Annotated in this window: 17 protein-coding genes; 10 read left to right on the top strand and 7 right to left on the bottom strand. The window is 68.3% G+C overall.

Annotated elements, in window-relative coordinates:
* Positions 1 to 314 (bottom strand): Ada metal-binding domain-containing protein (locus tag ACKVMH_RS00935; protein ID WP_412698902.1); only part of this gene is annotated, 314 nt, incomplete at its 3' end.
* A gap of 64 nt (positions 315 to 378) precedes the next feature.
* Positions 379 to 1,647, bottom strand: coding sequence for an alkaline phosphatase family protein (locus ACKVMH_RS00940; RefSeq protein WP_412698903.1), 1,269 nt, complete (start codon positions 1,645 to 1,647; stop codon positions 379 to 381).
* A gap of 168 nt (positions 1,648 to 1,815) precedes the next feature.
* Between ACKVMH_RS00940 and ACKVMH_RS00945 the strand changes: the two genes are divergently transcribed.
* The 4 genes from ACKVMH_RS00945 to ACKVMH_RS00960 all read left to right on the top strand — a co-directional run bounded on the left by ACKVMH_RS00945 (position 1,816) and on the right by ACKVMH_RS00960 (position 5,218).
* Positions 1,816 to 2,208 (top strand): hypothetical protein, encoded by a 393-nt coding sequence (locus tag ACKVMH_RS00945; RefSeq protein WP_412698904.1) that lies wholly within the window; start codon positions 1,816 to 1,818, stop codon positions 2,206 to 2,208.
* Positions 2,209 to 2,329: 121 nt separating this feature from the next.
* A complete protein-coding gene (gene hutU / locus ACKVMH_RS00950; protein ID WP_215218540.1) occupies positions 2,330 to 3,997 on the top strand; it encodes a urocanate hydratase in 1,668 nt (555 codons plus the stop codon).
* Positions 3,998 to 4,079: 82 nt separating this feature from the next.
* Positions 4,080 to 4,658 (top strand): hypothetical protein, encoded by a 579-nt coding sequence (locus ACKVMH_RS00955; RefSeq protein WP_412698905.1) that lies wholly within the window; start codon positions 4,080 to 4,082, stop codon positions 4,656 to 4,658.
* Between the two features lie 179 nt (positions 4,659 to 4,837).
* Entirely contained in the window at positions 4,838 to 5,218 is a 381-nt protein-coding gene (locus tag ACKVMH_RS00960; protein ID WP_215218538.1) for a hypothetical protein, read from the top strand.
* A gap of 55 nt (positions 5,219 to 5,273) precedes the next feature.
* Here the strand turns inward: ACKVMH_RS00960 and ACKVMH_RS00965 are convergent, their stop codons facing one another.
* Positions 5,274 to 5,708 (bottom strand): VOC family protein, encoded by a 435-nt coding sequence (locus tag ACKVMH_RS00965; RefSeq protein WP_412698906.1) that lies wholly within the window; start codon positions 5,706 to 5,708, stop codon positions 5,274 to 5,276.
* A gap of 182 nt (positions 5,709 to 5,890) precedes the next feature.
* Between ACKVMH_RS00965 and ACKVMH_RS00970 the strand changes: the two genes are divergently transcribed.
* On the top strand, positions 5,891 to 7,348 hold the full coding sequence (locus tag ACKVMH_RS00970; RefSeq protein WP_412698907.1) for an MATE family efflux transporter: 1,458 nt from the start codon (positions 5,891 to 5,893) through the stop codon (positions 7,346 to 7,348).
* 28 nt (positions 7,349 to 7,376) lie between these two features.
* On the opposite strand, the gene ACKVMH_RS00975 is transcribed toward ACKVMH_RS00970, so the two are convergent.
* From ACKVMH_RS00975 to ACKVMH_RS00985, 3 genes are all read right to left on the bottom strand, one after another.
* Positions 7,377 to 8,285 carry a CPBP family intramembrane glutamic endopeptidase gene (locus tag ACKVMH_RS00975; RefSeq protein ID WP_412698908.1) on the bottom strand — a complete coding sequence of 303 codons (909 nt, stop codon included), beginning with the start codon at positions 8,283 to 8,285 and terminating at the stop codon, positions 7,377 to 7,379.
* 127 nt (positions 8,286 to 8,412) lie between these two features.
* Positions 8,413 to 8,787, bottom strand: a complete 375-nt coding sequence (locus tag ACKVMH_RS00980) for a DUF1428 domain-containing protein (RefSeq protein ID WP_412698909.1) — start codon at positions 8,785 to 8,787, stop codon at positions 8,413 to 8,415.
* Between the two features lie 26 nt (positions 8,788 to 8,813).
* Complete coding sequence (locus ACKVMH_RS00985) at positions 8,814 to 9,428, bottom strand: flavodoxin family protein (protein WP_412698910.1); 615 nt, start codon at positions 9,426 to 9,428, stop codon at positions 8,814 to 8,816.
* A 212-nt stretch (positions 9,429 to 9,640) separates the two neighbouring features.
* On the opposite strand from ACKVMH_RS00985, the gene ACKVMH_RS00990 reads away from it, so the two are divergent.
* The 4 genes from ACKVMH_RS00990 to ACKVMH_RS01005 all read left to right on the top strand — a co-directional run bounded on the left by ACKVMH_RS00990 (position 9,641) and on the right by ACKVMH_RS01005 (position 12,614).
* On the top strand, positions 9,641 to 10,345 hold the full coding sequence (locus ACKVMH_RS00990) for a glutathione S-transferase N-terminal domain-containing protein (protein WP_412698911.1): 705 nt from the start codon (positions 9,641 to 9,643) through the stop codon (positions 10,343 to 10,345).
* 134 nt (positions 10,346 to 10,479) lie between these two features.
* Positions 10,480 to 11,676 carry a PAAR domain-containing protein gene (locus tag ACKVMH_RS00995; RefSeq protein WP_412698912.1) on the top strand — a complete coding sequence of 399 codons (1,197 nt, stop codon included), beginning with the start codon at positions 10,480 to 10,482 and terminating at the stop codon, positions 11,674 to 11,676.
* 68 nt (positions 11,677 to 11,744) lie between these two features.
* Entirely contained in the window at positions 11,745 to 12,221 is a 477-nt protein-coding gene (locus tag ACKVMH_RS01000; RefSeq protein WP_412698913.1) for a hypothetical protein, read from the top strand.
* 21 nt (positions 12,222 to 12,242) lie between these two features.
* Entirely contained in the window at positions 12,243 to 12,614 is a 372-nt protein-coding gene (locus tag ACKVMH_RS01005) for a hypothetical protein (protein WP_412698914.1), read from the top strand.
* Positions 12,615 to 12,705: 91 nt separating this feature from the next.
* Here the strand turns inward: ACKVMH_RS01005 and htpG are convergent, their stop codons facing one another.
* Positions 12,706 to 14,628, bottom strand: coding sequence for a molecular chaperone HtpG (gene htpG, locus ACKVMH_RS01010; protein ID WP_412698915.1), 1,923 nt, complete (start codon positions 14,626 to 14,628; stop codon positions 12,706 to 12,708).
* 91 nt (positions 14,629 to 14,719) lie between these two features.
* Between htpG and ACKVMH_RS01015 the strand changes: the two genes are divergently transcribed.
* Positions 14,720 to 15,931 (top strand): MFS transporter, encoded by a 1,212-nt coding sequence (locus ACKVMH_RS01015; protein ID WP_215218530.1) that lies wholly within the window; start codon positions 14,720 to 14,722, stop codon positions 15,929 to 15,931.
* Position 15,932 lies beyond the last annotated feature (1 nt).

The following is a 15,932-nucleotide window of genomic DNA, read 5'->3' on the forward strand; positions in this document are numbered from 1 at the left end:
GCACCCTGGTCGATCAGCTTCAGGGCGCGCGCCACCGTCGCATCGCCGCGGCGCCAGCTGTCGTCGCCGGGTGCCAGTTCGGGGCGGCAACGCAGGCACGGTCGGTACCCCGCCGCCTCGGCCGCGGCCGCGTTGGCGTAGTAGCTGACGTTCTCCCGCTTCGGCGGCGGCGCCGGGCACACCGGCCGGCAGTAGATCCCGGTGCTGGCGACCGCGGTGAAGAACAGTCCGTCGAACCGCGCGTCGCGGCTTAGCCGGGCCTGCTCGCAGACCTGCGGGTCGGGCGTGGCGGTGCGGGCGGCGAGCGACGGCATGGGTGCAGGCTAGCACCGGCGATCCGGTGGAACTCGCCGGATTCGGACACCAATGCCGGACGGTTCAGGGGTGCCCGTCCAGCCCCGGTTCGAGCACGCCCAGCGCATCGCCGTCACCGTCGTTCGACGCCGCCGGCAGCCCGACCAGGCGCATCAGCAGCGGGTACACATCGACGTTGTCGAACGCCGGCACCACCACGCCGTCGCGGATCGACGGGCCGCGCGCGATGAAGATCGCCCGCATCGACGGCAGTGCGGGGTCGAACCCGTGCGCGCCGCGGACACCGCTGCGCGGCCAGCGCGCAATACGCTCGCGCGACGCGGTGCTCCAGCCTTCGTCCATCTGGCAGATGATCGCGGGCACCCGTGGATGCTTGCCGTAATGCCACTGCGGCGGCAGCTCATGCTTGCGCCAGCACGCGTAGTGCGGATGCGTGCCGAGCAGTTTCGCCTCCGCTTGCGCCACCTGCCCGGGCAACGGCTCGAAACCGAGAGCGGGCCCGCCGGACACGGCCCGGGCGACGGCCGGGTCGACCATGTCCTCGCTGGCAATGACCTGTGTGGCCGGCACCTCCGCCATGCCGTGGTCGGACACCAGCACGATATCCACCCGATCTTGCAGGCCGCGCACTTCCAAGCCGTCCAGCAGGCGTCCTATTGCCGCGTCCATGGCGACGATGGCCGACGTCGCTTCGGGTGAGTCGGGACCGGCGTCGTGGCCGGCGTGGTCGAGTGCGTCGAAGTAAAGCGTCGCGAACCGCGGCCGGGTCGTATCGGGCTCGGACAGCCACCCCAGCACGGTGTCCACGCGGGACGCGTCGGGCAGGTCGCCGTCGTAGGGCAGCCAGCGGGTGGGTCTCACGCCGCCGATGGCCGCTTCGCTGCCCGGCCAGAACAGCGTCGCCGTCGGCAGTCCCGCATTCTCCGCAGTCACCCACACCGGCTCGCCGCCCCACCAGCGCCCGTCGCCAACGGCTTCGCGGCGGCCCAGGCTGAACGCGCCCAACGCGGGGTCCTCCATCGTGTTGTTGACTATGCCGTGGCGGTCGGGCCGCAGCCCGGTCACGATGCTGTAGTGGTTGGGAAAGGTCAGGCTCGGGTACGACGGTTCCAGCCACCGTGCGCGTGCACCGTCGGCCGCGAGCCGGTCGATGTTCGGGGTGATGCCGCGCCCCAGGTAGTCCGCGCGGAAGCCGTCGATCGAGACCAGCAGGACGGACGGGCGCGTTGCGGCAGCCGCGTCGACGACGGCGGTCGAGGTGGGTGAGGACTGGCAGCCGATCGCCACCAGCGCAATGAAGGCGGCAGCGGCCGCGACGCGGATACGGTGCATCCATCGATGATAGCCAGCGCGGGTTGCGAAACGTCGGGCGCGGCTTTGCATGGTCTGGCCATCCTGTCAGGGCGCTGAATCCCACCCCTCGCCGGCGCCGGGGCACCGGGATGGCAGGCGTATGCTCGGACCACGCGGCCCATCGTCCCCATCCGAGAGGTGATTGCCATGAAGCGCCTGATGCTCGCCGGCCTGCTTGCCCCGCTCGCGTTTGCCGCAGCGGCGCAGGTCGATACGCCCAAGACCCCTTCCCCCGCTGTCACCGGGGCGGCCCAGGTTGAGACCGCCCTCGAACCCCGTACATCCGACGAACGCCGTGCCGGCGCCGAGACCGCTGTCGAACGAGACGCCCGCCGCGACTGCATGCGTTACACCGGCAGCCGCGTCGTCGCGACCCGCAACCGCGGCGCCGGAAAAGCGAAGGCTGAAGCCGTCGACGAACTGGACCGCGACGACTGCGTGGCTGCCAATGGCCGCGTGTACAGCCGCGAGGACCTGGACCGCACCGGCGCCACCGACATCGCCGACGCGCTGCGCCGGCTGGATCCGTCGATCCGCTGACCGCTTCGCGGTCCTGCCTGCCCCACGCAACGCCCGGCCCGCCCGGGCGTTGTCGTGTCCGGGGGTTGGTTTTCCGCCTCTGCGATAATCGGCGCCTCGCTCCGACCAAGGACCCGCGTCGATGTCCAGCCGCCATGACCCCTCCCGCACCATCCGCGCGCCGCGCGGCACCGAGCTCAACTGCCGGTCCTGGCTGACCGAGGCGCCGTACCGGATGCTGCAGAACAACCTGGACGCCGAGGTCGCCGAGCGCCCGGAAGACCTGGTCGTGTACGGCGGCATCGGCCGTGCCGCCCGCGACTGGGAGAGCTACGACGCGATCCTGGCGTCGCTGCGCACGCTCGGCGACGACGAGACCCTGCTGGTGCAGTCGGGCAAGCCGGTCGGCATCTTCCCAACCCACGCCGACGCGCCGCGCGTGTTGATCGCCAATTCCAACCTCGTGCCGGCGTGGGCGACGTGGGAGCACTTCCACGAGCTCGACCGCAAGGGCTTGATGATGTACGGCCAGATGACGGCCGGTTCGTGGATCTACATCGGCAGCCAGGGAATCGTCCAGGGCACCTACGAGACCTTCGTCGAGATGGGACGTCAGCACTACGGCGGCGACCTCACCGGCAAGTGGATCCTGACCGCCGGCCTGGGCGGCATGGGTGGCGCCCAGCCGCTGGCCGCCTCGCTCGCCGGCGCGTGCAGCCTCAATATCGAATGCCAGCAGAGCCGCATCGATTTCCGCCTCAAGACCCGCTACGTGGACGAGCAGGCCAACGATCTCAACGACGCGCTGGCGCGCATCGAGCGATACACCAAGGCCGGCCAGGCCAAGTCGATCGCGCTGCTGGGTAATGCCGCCGAGGTGCTGCCCGAGCTGGTGCGCCGCGGCGTGCGGCCCGATGCGGTCACCGACCAGACCAGCGCGCACGACCCGGTGCACGGCTACCTGCCGATCGACTGGACCGTCGAGCAGTGGCTCGGCGCACAGCAGGCCGACCCGGACACCGTGCGCGACGAAGCCAAGAAGTCGATGCGCGTGCATGTCGAGGCGATGCTCGCGTTCCATGCGCAGGGCGTGCCGACCTTCGACTACGGCAACAACATCCGCCAGATGGCCAAGGATGAAGGCTGCGACAACGCATTCGATTTCCCCGGCTTCGTGCCGGCCTACGTGCGCCCGCTGTTCTGCCGCGGCATCGGTCCGTTCCGCTGGGTCGCGCTGTCGGGCGACCCGGAAGACATCTACCGGACCGACGCGAAGGTCAAGGAGCTGATCCCGGACGACCCGCAGTTGCACAACTGGCTCGACATGGCGCGCGAGCGCATCGCCTTCCAGGGCCTGCCGGCACGCATCTGCTGGGTCGGCCTGGGCCAGCGCCACAAGCTCGGCCTGGCGTTCAACGAGATGGTCCGCAACGGCGAATTGAAGGCGCCGGTCGTGATCGGGCGCGACCACCTCGACAGCGGCTCGGTCGCCTCGCCCAACCGCGAGACCGAAGCGATGAAGGACGGCAGCGACGCGGTCAGCGACTGGCCGCTGCTCAACGCGATGCTCAACGTCGCAGGCGGCGCCACCTGGGTGAGCCTCCACCATGGCGGCGGTGTCGGCATGGGTTACAGCCAGCACTCCGGCGTGGTCATCGTCTGCGACGGCAGCGTCGAGGCCGACCGCCGCATCGAGCGCGTGCTGTGGAACGACCCCGGCACCGGCGTGATGCGCCACGCCGATGCCGGCTACGAAATCGCCAGGCAGTGCGCGAAGGAGCAGGGGCTCAAGCTGCCGATGGTCGATTGAACGAACGGAACTCAGCACGTGGTAACCGACTGGTCGTCCGAGCAGTCGGAACAAGGATGAAAGACCCGTTCAAGGAGGAACGATGGATACGAGAAGTGGTGATCACTGGGTGGCGTGGGCGAACATCCATGCCCGCAACAGCAACCGGATCGAAGCTCTGGAAGGTTCGTTCCGACGCAACGTTGAAACATTCGTCGCCGTGCTGGAGAGCGCGGGAGCACGAGTCGACGTGTCTGCGACGCGGCGGAGCCCGAAACGGGCATACCTGTTCCATTGGTCCTGGAAGATCGCGAATGGCAAGTGCAGGCCCGCCGACGCCGATGCCGCGCCGATGGCGGGTGTCGGGATCCGCTGGGATCACGGAAATGACCTGCAGAGCAGGTCGGGCGCGCTCGAGATGACCCGCGGATTCGGGCTGGCCATGCCGCCGCGCAGCATCTATCCGCCAGCCCTGACGAGCAACCACATCGCCGGCCGCGCCATTGACATGGACATCCGCTGGAAAGGGACCCTGCGGCTGCCCCGCAGCGACGGGGGGATGGTTTCCGTTGCATGGACACCGGCCGTCAACGCCAATCTGCCGCTGCACGGGGTGGGCGCATCCTATGGCGTGCGGAAGCTGCGCTCCGATGCACCGCACTGGTCGTTCAACGGGAGGTAGTGATGTCGAGTCTTTCCATATGGACCGCTTCGCTCGCGCTTTCATGCGCGTGTGTGTCCGCATGTGTGCCCGCCGTCATCTCCTCCCGGGCTGAGCCAACCTCGCTGCCGACAATGGGGTGGTTGCATGGTCCATGCATCGCTCTCACAGACGCCGGCGTGGCGTCTGGCACATCCGTCATGATCGTGACACTGGGCGATCCGCAGCAACTGGCGGCCGCACGGATAAAGCGTCGAGCAGCCCCCGGGGACCATTGCCCCGCGTTGAACGAGGACCGGCGCTCGACGAACCTGGCGAGCGGATTGGCGTTCTACCTTGTCGAACCCGCCGATGCGGTTGCGCTGGCGATCGGTATGGTGGGGCCGCCGTCCGCGGGGGTGCCGGGATCCGAACTGGACATTGACGGCGACGGGTTTCGCGACACCTTCGATCACTGCGCAACTGCCGAGGGAGTCCGCTTTTTCGTTCTAGGCAACCCTGCTGGGGCGACAAGTGAACTCTGGAGCGGGTACTACTATCTGGGTTACGACGTCCAGGCCGACTGCCCTGACGGAGATTGACGGTCAACTACAGGGGTGCCTGCAGATGCAGGCAACCCGGTTGTAGGCCTCCCGGTCAGGGTTGCCGGAAAGTGACCGCGCCGGTGTAGCTGACCATCCACTGCACGCCGTAGCGGTCGCGGCAGATGCCGAACTGCTCGGCCCACTCGACCTTCTGCAACGGCATTTCGGTGCTGCCGCCGTCGGACAGCCGGGTGAACACGCGTTCGGCTTCTTCGCCGGTGTCGGCCTCCAGCGCGATGTAGTGGTTGGTGCCGACCTTGAAGTCCTGCGGCCGGGTGACGTCCGAGCCCATCAGCAGGGAGGTGCCGAGCGGCAGCGCGATATGGGCGAGGCGGTCGAGCATGGTGCCGTCGATGCCCATCTGTTCGCCGCCGAACTCGCGGAACGTCATGGCGGTAACGAAGTCGCCCCCGAACACGTCGCGGTAGTGTTCGAACGCCTCGCGCGCGTTGCCGTCGAAGTTGAGGTAGGGGTTGGCGTGCTTCATGCGTGGTCTCCTGTCGGTGATAGGGGCGAAATGTGTCCCGGTCCCATGGCGACGGTCGGCGGTGCCGGAAATCGACAGCTGTCGATTCAGGGATGCACCGTTCGTCGAAAGCTGGACAAGGGCGGCCGGATCACGCTCTACCATCCCGGTTCCGGAGCGGAGCGCCTCGAGCGGAGTACTGGATGAACACCGATTCCCGATCCCCCGGCGACGACGTCGAAGGCGCCGCCGCCGCGCTCCCCGAGCACGTCCCCACCGGCCCTCTGTGGGCCGAGCTGCGCGACGCGATCCGCGGCACCGGTGCCGACTACACAAAGATCCCGCTGCGTCGAGCCGTGTTCCTGCTCGCCGTGCCGATGGTGCTGGAGCTGGTGCTGGAATCCACCTTCGCGGTGGTCGACATCTTCTTCGTCGCCAAGCTCGGTGCGTCGGCGGTGGCCACGGTCGGGCTGACCGAGAGCTACCTGTTCCTGCTGTACGCGATCGCGATGGGCCTGGCGATGGCCGTCACCGCCGTGGTCGCGCGTCGGGTCGGCGAGCACAAGCGCGATGCGGCCGCCGTCAGCGCAGTGCAGGCGATCTGGATCGCGGCGCTGGCATCGCTCCCGTTTGCGGTTGCCGGCATCGTCTGGGCACGCGAGTTGCTGCAGCTGATGGGCGCCGACGCGTGGACGCTGGAGCACGGCTACCGCTACATGCAGTGGGCGCTCGGCAGCAATGCGGTGATCATGCTGTTGTTCGTGATCAACGCGGTGTTCCGCGGCGCCGGCGACGCCTCCAGCGCGATGCGGGTTCTGTGGGTCGCCAACGGGCTCAACATCGTCCTCGACCCGATCCTGATCTTCGGCTTCGGCCCGGTACCGGCGATGGGCATCGAGGGCGCGGCGATCGCGACCACCATCGGCCGCGGCCTCGGCGTGTTGATGCAGCTGTGGATCCTGTTCCGCGGCGGTCAGCACATCCGCGTCGCCGCCTCGCAGCTGGGCTGGGACGGCGCGACCGCGCTCAACATCGTGCGCACCTCGCTGGGCGGCATCGGCCAGATGATTGTGGCGATGACTTCGTGGATCTTCCTGATGCGCATCCTCGCCAGCATCGGCAGCGAGGCGGTCGCCGGCGCCACGATCGCGATCCGCATCATGATGTTCACCACGATGCCGGCGTGGGGGATGTCGAACGCCGCGGCGACGCTGGTTGGACAGAACCTCGGCGCCGGCGAGCCGGGCCGCGCCGAGGCCTCGGTGTGGCGAATCGGCTGGTACAACATGGCCTACCTGGTCGCGGTATCGGCGCTGTTCTTCGCGTTCCCGCGCGAGCTGGTGGCGCTGTTCACCGCCGATGCCATGGTGATCGACATTGGCGGGGAATGGTTGCGGATCCTGTCGTATTCGTTCTTCGTGTACGGCTGGTGGATGGTCGCGGTGCAGGCGTTCAACGGCGCCGGCGACACGGTCACGCCGACCAAGATCAACCTGGTGTTCTTCTGGCTGATCCAGATCCCGCTGTGCTGGTACCTCGCGCTGCAACTGGACTGGCAGCAGACCGGGGTGTTCTGGGGCGTGTTCGTGTCCGAGACCGCGGTCGGGCTGTTCACCCTGTGGCTGTTCACCCGCGGCAAGTGGAAGACAGCGCAGGTGTAGTGCGCGGGGCTGGCCACGCAGCGGGGTATCAGGCCGGTGTCCAGGCGCGGATGAACGGCGCCAGTTGGGGAATGAGGTCGACCATGCCGTGCAGCGGTACCACCAGCCACAGCGATCGGGTGCGTGCCCAGAGGACTCCGAACGCGATCCCCGCCGGGGCGACCATTACCACCGAGTACGCCACCGCCCACGTCGGACTCGCCTGCGCCACGCCTTCCATCAGGTGCCCGCCGCGCATCCACAATCCGGGTGCGTGGGCGAGGCCGAACAGCAGCGAGGCGAGGGCGATCGCGGCAACGTGCGAGCCGGTAGCCACCGCGAGTTTCTTCTGGAGGATCCTCCGAAACAGCACTTCCTCGGCCAGGCCGGCCTCAAGCGACATCCACAGCCAGCACGCCGGGATGGCCCAGGCCAACGTTGAAGCAGACGGCGCCAATTCGCCGATGGTCTGAAGACCGCGGCCGAACACCGCCTGCAATGCCAGGTAGGCAAGCGACATCGCCACGAACACCATCAGCAGTCGGCCCGCGCCGAGTGGCCCGGCCCTGCGGCGATGCCAGTGGCCGAACAACCACAGCGGCAGCACGACCATCGTCACGAGCTTGACCACCAGCTCCAGGGCCGAATGCAGCGGCTCATCCGGGAATGTCGCCTTCAGCGCACTGAACCCCCAGCCCAGTACCAGCACTGCGAACGCCGCCAGGTAGAGCAGCACCCCCGGCACCTGCGCCGGTGCATCGGCCGGCGCCGGCGTGGGGCGCCGCGGCGTCGCGGTAAGTGCCCACGCCAGCAGGGGAAACGCGATTCCCAGTACCGCCAGCAGGAACAGCGGTTCAGCTAGCGAGAACCCGGGCTCGCGCACCAGTACGGCCAGCGATGCGAGGTAGAACGCGGCGGCGACGGCCAATGCGAGCCACGCGGGGCGGACGAGGGTCATTGTGTGCGGGGGGACGGGGACATGGTTGCCATGTTGTTATCGCCACGCTTCGACCGCTACCTGTCGATCGTCGCCCAACGATCGACCTAGAGCATCGCGGTGGCCGCATCGCCGGGGTGTGGCAGCCTCAGCCTGGCGCCGCGCCGAGCTCCACCACCGGCTGGAACCCGCCGTAAATCATCCGGGCGCCATCGAACGGCATCGGGTTGGTCTTCGGGTCCATCCGCGGGTCACTGCCGTCCATCATCTTCTTCATGCCGGCGTCGCGGGTTGCCTTGTCGGGCCACTCGATCCACGAGAACACGATCGTCTCGTCCTCCTTGCCCTGCACGGCGCGGCGGAAGTCGGTCTGCTTGCCGTCGGGCACGTCGTCGCCCCAGCACTCGACCACGCGGGTGGCGCCGTACTCGATAAACACCGAGTCGCCGGTGTTGGCGTGGTCGATGAACTTCTGCCTGTTGGCGGTGGGTACGGCGATGACGAATCCATCGATGTAGGACATGGCGGTTCTCCGGTGGGGTGCCGGCGCTATTGCGGCGTCGGCGGTGGGTAGGGGTTCTGCCGCAGCAAGCGGGCCAGGTGGGCGGCGTTGCTGGCCAGTGTCTTCGTGGTCGAGGCGGTCTTCTCCGGCGTCTCTTGCAGATCCTTGTAGTCGGTCTTCTGCATCGCCTCGCCGACCCAGTAGGTCGCGCCGGCGGCGGGGATGGTGAAGCCGAGGTCGGCCAAACCCTGGTACAGCTCGGCGGTGACGTGGTGGGCGCCGTCCTCGTTGCCCACCACCGCCACCGTCGCCACGCGGCCGAACGTGGGGTAGCAGCCGTTGTCGTCGATCTCGCCGAGGAAGGCGTTGAGGCGCTCCAGCACCCGCTTGGCGACGCTGCTGGCCTGGCCCATCCAGATGGGCGTGGCGACCACAAGGATGTCGGCGTCGAGCACGCGCTGGCGGATGCCGGGCCACTCATCGCCATCGCCTTCGTCGGCCCGCACCCCGGGTTTGACGTGGTGGTCGACCACGCGGGTGCTGTCGGTCGACGCGCCGTGTTCAGCCAATGCAGCGAGCACCTGGTCAAGCAGCAGCTGGGTGGAGGATTCGGCCGGCGAGGCGGTCAGCGTGCAGTTGAGGCCGAAGGCGGACAGCGGCATGGGCGGCTCCCGGATCAAGGAGCGGCCAGCCTTGCACCGGCCGGGTTAAGGGGGCGGGCATGCGGCGTGAGCGGCCGCGCCAGCCGTACGCGCTGGGGGCGATGCGGACATCGGCGCGCACGGGCCGCACGCGGACGCAGCGTTCCGCCAGCGGCCCCATCGCGCCGCGGCCGCCGGCGTAGGCTCGTGGGCCACCCCTCCCGGAGCGACCCGTGCCCGACCTGTCCGAGTTCCCGATCACCCGCCGCTGGCCGGCGCGCCACCCCGATCGCATCCAGTTGTACTCGCTGGCCACGCCCAACGGGGTCAAGGTCTCGATCATGCTGGAGGAAACCGGGCTGGCCTACGAGCCGCACCGTGTCGACATCACCCGAGGCGAGAGCCACACGCCCGGGTTCCTGGCGCTCAACCCCAACGGCAAGATCCCCGCGTTGATCGACCCCGACGGCCCGGGCGGCCGGCCGCTGGCGCTGTTCGAGTCCGGCGCGATCCTGCTGTACCTGGCCGACAAGACCGGCCGCTTCATCCCGGCCGACCCGGTCGGCCGCTGGGAGGCGATCCAGTGGGTGTTCTTCCAGATGGCCTCGGTCGGACCGATGTTCGGCCAGCTCGGCTTCTTCCACAAATTCGCCGGTAAGGAGATCGAGGATCCGCGCCCGCGGCAGCGCTACGTCGATGAATCGCGCCGCCTGCTCGGCGTGCTCGACGGGCGCCTCGATGGCCGTACCTGGCTGCTGGGCGACGACTACTCGATCGCCGACATCGCCACGCTGGGCTGGGTCAACAACCTGATCACCTTCTACGAGGCCCGCGAGCTGGTGGGCTACGACGACTTTATCCACGTCGATGCGTGGCTGCAGCGCGGGCTGGCGCGGCCGGCAGTGCAGCGCGGGTTGGAGGTGCCGGCGGGCGAGTGAGGTAGCTGCGCGAACCTCGTCGACGGAGTGCCACAGCAAACGGGTGCAGGCGGTGGTTGAAACCACGCACGAGCACGGGCGAAACTGGCCCGGCAACTTTACCCAGGAAGGGATGCATGACAAGGATGTGGGCCGTGGTGGGCGACGCCACCAGCAGCGGCGGGCAGGTGGTAACCGGCTCGCCATTCACCGATATCGACGGAAAGCCCGTCGCCCGGGTCAACGACAAGGCGAGCTGCCCGAAACACCAGGGCACGTTCCCGATCGTCGACGGCGACCCCGCGACCATCATCGACGGCGAGGCTGTGGCACTGCATGGCAGCTCGCTGGCCTGTGGCTGCAAGGTGCTGGCGGTGCAGCAGGTGCGGGCGTTTCTGGATGCCGGCGGGGGTGGCGGTGGCAGCGGTGGCGGCTCCGGCGGCGGGCAGGGCGCCACCGCGGGCGCGGCCGCTGCGGCTCTCACTGGTGCGATGGCAGGCGCGTCGGCGTCGCCGGCGTTTGACGAGCAGATCCAGTTCGTGGGTCCGAGCGGCGCGCCGCTGTCCAACCTCGGCTATCGCCTGCACCTGGCCGACGGCTCGACCGCCGAAGGCGTGACCGATGCCGATGGCCGGACCGGCAGGGTCGCCACCGCGCAGGCCGTGGGGTTCCAATCCGCCGAGCTGCTACCGCCGGCGGGCGCGCAGGGTTGCTGTGTGGCGGCCGCCCTACCGGCGCAGAGCGTGCAGGTGGCATTGAGCGGTGCCGCCACCAACGCGTCGGCCGTCGGGTCGTCCACCCATCGGGTGGCCACGAAGGCCGAGGACCGCGGCCTGACCTCCGGTGAGGTCGCGATGTTGCGGCAGGTGTTCGGTTCGTCGGTCGACTACGACTCGGTGAAGCTGCACAACCACGGCTACTGGATGCTGTTCGGCTTCCAGCCGGACGACACGGCGACCGCGCCCAATGGTGAGATCTACCTGCCGGCGGGACTGTTCAAGCCGGATTTCTCACTGGAGATGGACGTCCACAAGCGCCTGCTGGTCCACGAGATGACGCATGTCTGGCAGTACCAGCTGGGCTATCCGGTCAAGCGTGTACGGGCGCCACGCCCGAGCATGTCCTACGCGTACACCCTGGCCGCCGGACGGCAACTCTGCGACTACAACATGGAGGCTCAAGGGAACATCCTGGCGGACTACTTTCTGGTGAAGTTCCGTAACGCCCAGAACGAAGTCTATGAAGCCCGCTACGCTCGATATCCGAACGTCCTCCGTCTTTACGAAAGTGTCCTCGCGCCGTTTATCGCCAGCCCTGCAGAGACCTCCAACCTGCCCAAGGTGACCGAATGAGAACCTGCAGCCTCCTTCTCTGTCTCGCCGTCGTGCCGGCTACCGGTGGCTGTATCCAACCCGCCGGGATGTATCAGCAGGCGCAGGTGCGCATTGTCGATTCGCAGCTGTGTTTTACGGTTGCCGACACTGACGAAGCCCGGCGTACGCCCCCGATGCTGACAGCGATATCGGTCAACCGGTTCACAGGCGCGGACTGGGAGTACGTCTGGCGCTGGATTACGCCGCTGGAGCCGGCGGTGACGTTGACCGCCGACGAGTGCATTCCATTTGGCACCGCCTTGGTTGCGGGCGGATCCAACGAGCTTGTCGCCACGCTGCAGCCGGGAGAGCGTTACGGCGTGTCGATCAACTCGCAGATCGTAAATCCGGTATCGGGTGGAGATCCCACTGTCGGACGCATTTACAGCCGGCACTTCTGCTTGCAGTCGTCGGCGGGCGCAGGCCTGACCGTGATCGAAGTGCCACGGGTCCGGGGTGAGTTGCAGTGGGAGGTGTGTGGACCGCAGGTTATGGGCGATTCGGGCGCTGCGAATGAAGCGTGAGCCCTCTTTCGACGATTGCAGATGATGCGTCCGGTCGTCCTGCTGTTTGTGCTCGGACCGGCTGCCTGCAGCACCCATACCACCGTTCCCGATCCGCGTCTGACCCTGAAGCAGTGGGGGCTTGCCTACTGCATTGCAGAGCACGTCGAGGGCGGGGCGGGACACGGTGGCGCGGCAACGGGCGGCTACTTCCAGCTGGGCAGTCACGAAAGCGAAGAGGCCTACGCGAACGTTCGCTGGTTCTTCGACGACTGGGTGCAAGAGCGCCCCGCCGTCCCGAAGACGGCGGGTACGGACCTGTCGCTGATGACCTGCATCAATGCCTACGAGTCGGCCGATTACGCGAGCGTGGTGCGTGAGCAGGACCGGTTTCTGCCGCCGGCAGTGGATTGACTGTCAGCCGAGAACTCTGCGTCGCCCTGCCGTCTTCATGAAAAAGCCCGCCATCCGGCGGGCTTTCTCGTTACTCCAGTTGCCGCAGGACTCAGCCCAGCAGCAGCCGGTTCATCCGCTGCACGAATGCGGCAGGGTCGGGCAGGGTGGCGCCGGCGGCGATCTCGGCCTGCTCCAGCAGCAGGTTGGCGATGTCCTTCGCGGTTGCTTCATCGGCCTCGGCCTGCACGCGCTGCACCAGCGGGTGCTGCGGGTTCACCTCCAGCGTGGGCTTACTGTCGGGGAGATCCTGGCCGGCCTCGCGCAGCAGGCGGGCGAAGTGCGGGGCCATGTCGTAATCGGACAGCGCCAGGCACGACGGCGAGTCGGTCAGGCGCGCCGACACGCGTACCTCGCCGACGCGGTCGCCGAGCAGTTCCTTGAGTCTGGCGACCAGCGGCTCGGCGGCCTTCGCGGCCTCCTCGTGCTTCTGCTTCGCGGCGTCGTCGAGCGGCAGTTCGCCCTTGGCGACGCTCTGCAGCTTCTTGCCCTCGTACTCGTGCAGGTAACCCAGCATCCACTCGTCGATGCGGTCCGACATGAGCAGCACTTCGGTGTCGCGCGCCTTGAACGCTTCCAGCTGGGGACTGCCGGCCGCCGCGGCGTGGGTCTCGCCGGTGACGTACCAGATGGTGTCCTGCCCTTCCGGCATGCGGGCGATGTAATCGTCCAGCGAGACCGACCTGCTGGCGTCGTCGCCCTTGGTGGACGCGAAGCGCAGGAGCTTGGCGATGCGCTCGCGGTTGGCGGTGTCTTCGCCGATGCCTTCCTTGAGGGTGTTGCCGAACGCCTTGATGAAGGTGGCGAACTTCTCCGGCTCGTTCCTGGCCAGGCCTTCGATCAGGTCGAGCACGCGCTTGGTGCAGCTGGCCTTGATCCGCTCCAGCTGGCGGTTCTGCTGCAGCAGCTCGCGGCTGACGTTGAGCGGGAGGTCGTCGGCGTCCACCACGCCCCGCACGAAGCGCAGGTAGTTGGGCAGCAGCTCTTCGGCGGCGTCCATCACGAACACGCGCTTGATGTAGAGCTTGAGTCCCTTGCGCTCATCGCGCCCGCCCATCATCAGGTCGAACGGCGGCTGCGCCGGCAGGTACAGCAGGGTGGTGAAGCTCTGGTTGCCTTCGACCCGGTTGTGGCTCCACGCCAGCGGGTCGGCGAAGTCGTGGCCGAGCGACTTGTAGAAGCCCTGGTAGTCCTCGTCGGAGATCTCCGACTTGGGCTGGGTCCACAGCGCCGACGCCGCATTGATGGTGTCCCATTCGGCCTTGTCGGCGGACTGGCTGCCGTCTTCCGCAGCCTCGTCGCTGCCATCGTGCGCGTCGGAGTCCTTCGGCATCCGGATGGGGAAGGCGACGTGCTCGGAGTAGCGGTGGATCAGCGAGCGCAACTTCCAGCCCGACAGGAACTCGTCCTCGTCGGCCTTCAGGTGCAGCACGATGGTGGTGCCGCGCGCCGGCACCTCGACCTGCTCCAGGGTGTATTCGCCCTTGCCATCGCTCTCCCACCTGACGCCTTCACCGGCCGACGCGTCGGCGCGACGGGTCAGCACGGTGACGCGGTCGGCGACCACGAAGGCCGAATAGAAGCCGACGCCGAACTGGCCGATCAGGCGCGCGTCGGCCTTCTTGTCCTGCGCCATCGCCTCCAGGTAGCGACGGGTGCCGGAGCTGGCGATGGTGCCGATGTTGGCGACCACCTCGTGGCGGTTCATGCCGATGCCGTTGTCGGCAATGGTGATCGTGCGGGCCTTCTCGTCCCAGCTCACGTCGATGTGCAGTTCGCCATCGCCGGACATCAGCTCGGGGTTGGCCAGCGACTCGAAGCGCAGCTTGTCGCAGGCGTCGGACGCGTTGGAGATCAGCTCGCGCAGGAAGATCTCCTTGTGCGAGTAGAGCGAGTGCGTCACCAGGTGCAGGACCTGGGCGACTTCGGCTTCGAACGGGCGGGTTTCGGTCTGGGGTGCGGTTTGGGTAGCCATCTGCGTTTTCCGTGACACGTGGAGCGGACTGGAGTCCCCGAGATCGGGGTCGACCGGCCGGAAAACAACGCCCCCGGGTAGCATTGCGCGCATGGCATCCCCCCATCCCTGGCGCGGCCGGCTGCTGGTGCTGGCCGGCATCGCGCTGGCCGCCTTCAACCTGCGCACCGCGATCACCTCGCTTACCCCGTTGCTGGAGACCGTCGGCGCATCGCTGGCGTTCGGGTCCACCGCGGCGGGCGTGCTCGGCATGCTGCCGACCCTGGCCTTCGCCGTATTCGGTGTGGCGACCCCGCCGATCGCCCATCGGCTGGGGCTGGAGCGCACCGTCTTGCTGGCGATGGCGCTGGCCGCGGCCGGCATGCTGGCGCGCGGCTTCGTGGACGGCACCGGCGGGCTGATGGCCAGTTCGCTGCTGGCGCTGGCCGGGATGGGCATGGGCAACGTGGTGCTGCCGCCGCTGGTCAAGCGCTACTTCTTCGACCGGGTCGGCGTGGTCAGCTCGGTGTACATCACCTCGATGCAGCTGGGCACCATGGCGCCGGCGTTCGTCGCGGTGCCGCTGGCGATGTCGATGGGCTGGCGGGTCTCGCTGGCGGCTTGGGTGGTGCCCGCGGTGCTGGCCTTGCTGCCGTGGGCCTGGGTGCTTCAGGGGGGTCGCAGGCGGATCGCCGCCGCGTCGGTCGCGGAGGGCGTGCTGCCGCGGGCCACACTGCCGCCGGGGGCGCACGTGTGGCGCTCGCCGCTGGCCTGGGCGATGGCGGCATTGCTGGGCATGACCTCGCTGGTGACCTACGCGATGTTCACCTGGATCCCGCGCTGGATGACCGATGCCGGCCTGGAGCCGGCCGCGGCGGGCGCGATGCTCGGCGTGTACACCGCCACCGGGCTCGCGACCTCACTGGCGGTGCCGGTGCTGGCCTCGCGGGCGCGGTCGCCGTTCCTGCTGGTGCTGCCGATGCTGGCCCTCTACGCCGTCGGCTATGCCGGCATGCTACTGGCACCCGCTTCCTGGCCGGCGCTCTGGACCGGGCTGTTGGGCTTGGCGGGCGGCACGTTCCCATTGGCGCTGACGCTGATCAACCTGCGCACGCGCACGCCGGCCGGGTCCGCCGCCCTGTCGGGCTTCATGCACTGGGTCGGTTACGGGGTGGCCTGTGCCGGTCCGCTGGTGGTCGGGCAACTGCGGGACGTCACCGGGGGCTGGCACTGGCCGGTCGCGTTCCTCGCGCTGTGCATCGCCGTGCTGGCGTGGGGCGCGTGGGCGTCGTCTAGGCCGCGGGTGCTCGAGGACAGCTGGTAGC

The organism is Lysobacter zhanggongensis, from assembly GCF_046638635.1.
Classification (GTDB): Bacteria; Pseudomonadota; Gammaproteobacteria; order Xanthomonadales; family Xanthomonadaceae; genus Novilysobacter; species Novilysobacter luteus.

What these genes read in the sequence shown, in the direction of transcription:
- ACKVMH_RS00940 (WP_412698903.1), bottom strand. Translation starts at nt 1,647, where the DNA reads ATGCACCGTATCCGCGTCGCGGCCGCTGCCGCCTTCATTGCGCTGGTG.
- ACKVMH_RS00945 (WP_412698904.1), top strand. Translation starts at nt 1,816, where the DNA reads ATGAAGCGCCTGATGCTCGCCGGCCTGCTTGCCCCGCTCGCGTTTGCC.
- hutU (WP_215218540.1), top strand. Translation starts at nt 2,330, where the DNA reads ATGTCCAGCCGCCATGACCCCTCCCGCACCATCCGCGCGCCGCGCGGC.
- ACKVMH_RS00955 (WP_412698905.1), top strand. Translation starts at nt 4,080, where the DNA reads ATGGATACGAGAAGTGGTGATCACTGGGTGGCGTGGGCGAACATCCAT.
- ACKVMH_RS00960 (WP_215218538.1), top strand. Translation starts at nt 4,838, where the DNA reads ATGATCGTGACACTGGGCGATCCGCAGCAACTGGCGGCCGCACGGATA.
- ACKVMH_RS00965 (WP_412698906.1), bottom strand. Translation starts at nt 5,708, where the DNA reads ATGAAGCACGCCAACCCCTACCTCAACTTCGACGGCAACGCGCGCGAG.
- ACKVMH_RS00970 (WP_412698907.1), top strand. Translation starts at nt 5,891, where the DNA reads ATGAACACCGATTCCCGATCCCCCGGCGACGACGTCGAAGGCGCCGCC.
- ACKVMH_RS00975 (WP_412698908.1), bottom strand. Translation starts at nt 8,285, where the DNA reads ATGACCCTCGTCCGCCCCGCGTGGCTCGCATTGGCCGTCGCCGCCGCG.
- ACKVMH_RS00980 (WP_412698909.1), bottom strand. Translation starts at nt 8,787, where the DNA reads ATGTCCTACATCGATGGATTCGTCATCGCCGTACCCACCGCCAACAGG.
- ACKVMH_RS00985 (WP_412698910.1), bottom strand. Translation starts at nt 9,428, where the DNA reads ATGCCGCTGTCCGCCTTCGGCCTCAACTGCACGCTGACCGCCTCGCCG.
- ACKVMH_RS01000 (WP_412698913.1), top strand. Translation starts at nt 11,745, where the DNA reads ATGTATCAGCAGGCGCAGGTGCGCATTGTCGATTCGCAGCTGTGTTTT.
- ACKVMH_RS01005 (WP_412698914.1), top strand. Translation starts at nt 12,243, where the DNA reads ATGATGCGTCCGGTCGTCCTGCTGTTTGTGCTCGGACCGGCTGCCTGC.
- htpG (WP_412698915.1), bottom strand. Translation starts at nt 14,628, where the DNA reads ATGGCTACCCAAACCGCACCCCAGACCGAAACCCGCCCGTTCGAAGCC.
- ACKVMH_RS01015 (WP_215218530.1), top strand. Translation starts at nt 14,720, where the DNA reads ATGGCATCCCCCCATCCCTGGCGCGGCCGGCTGCTGGTGCTGGCCGGC.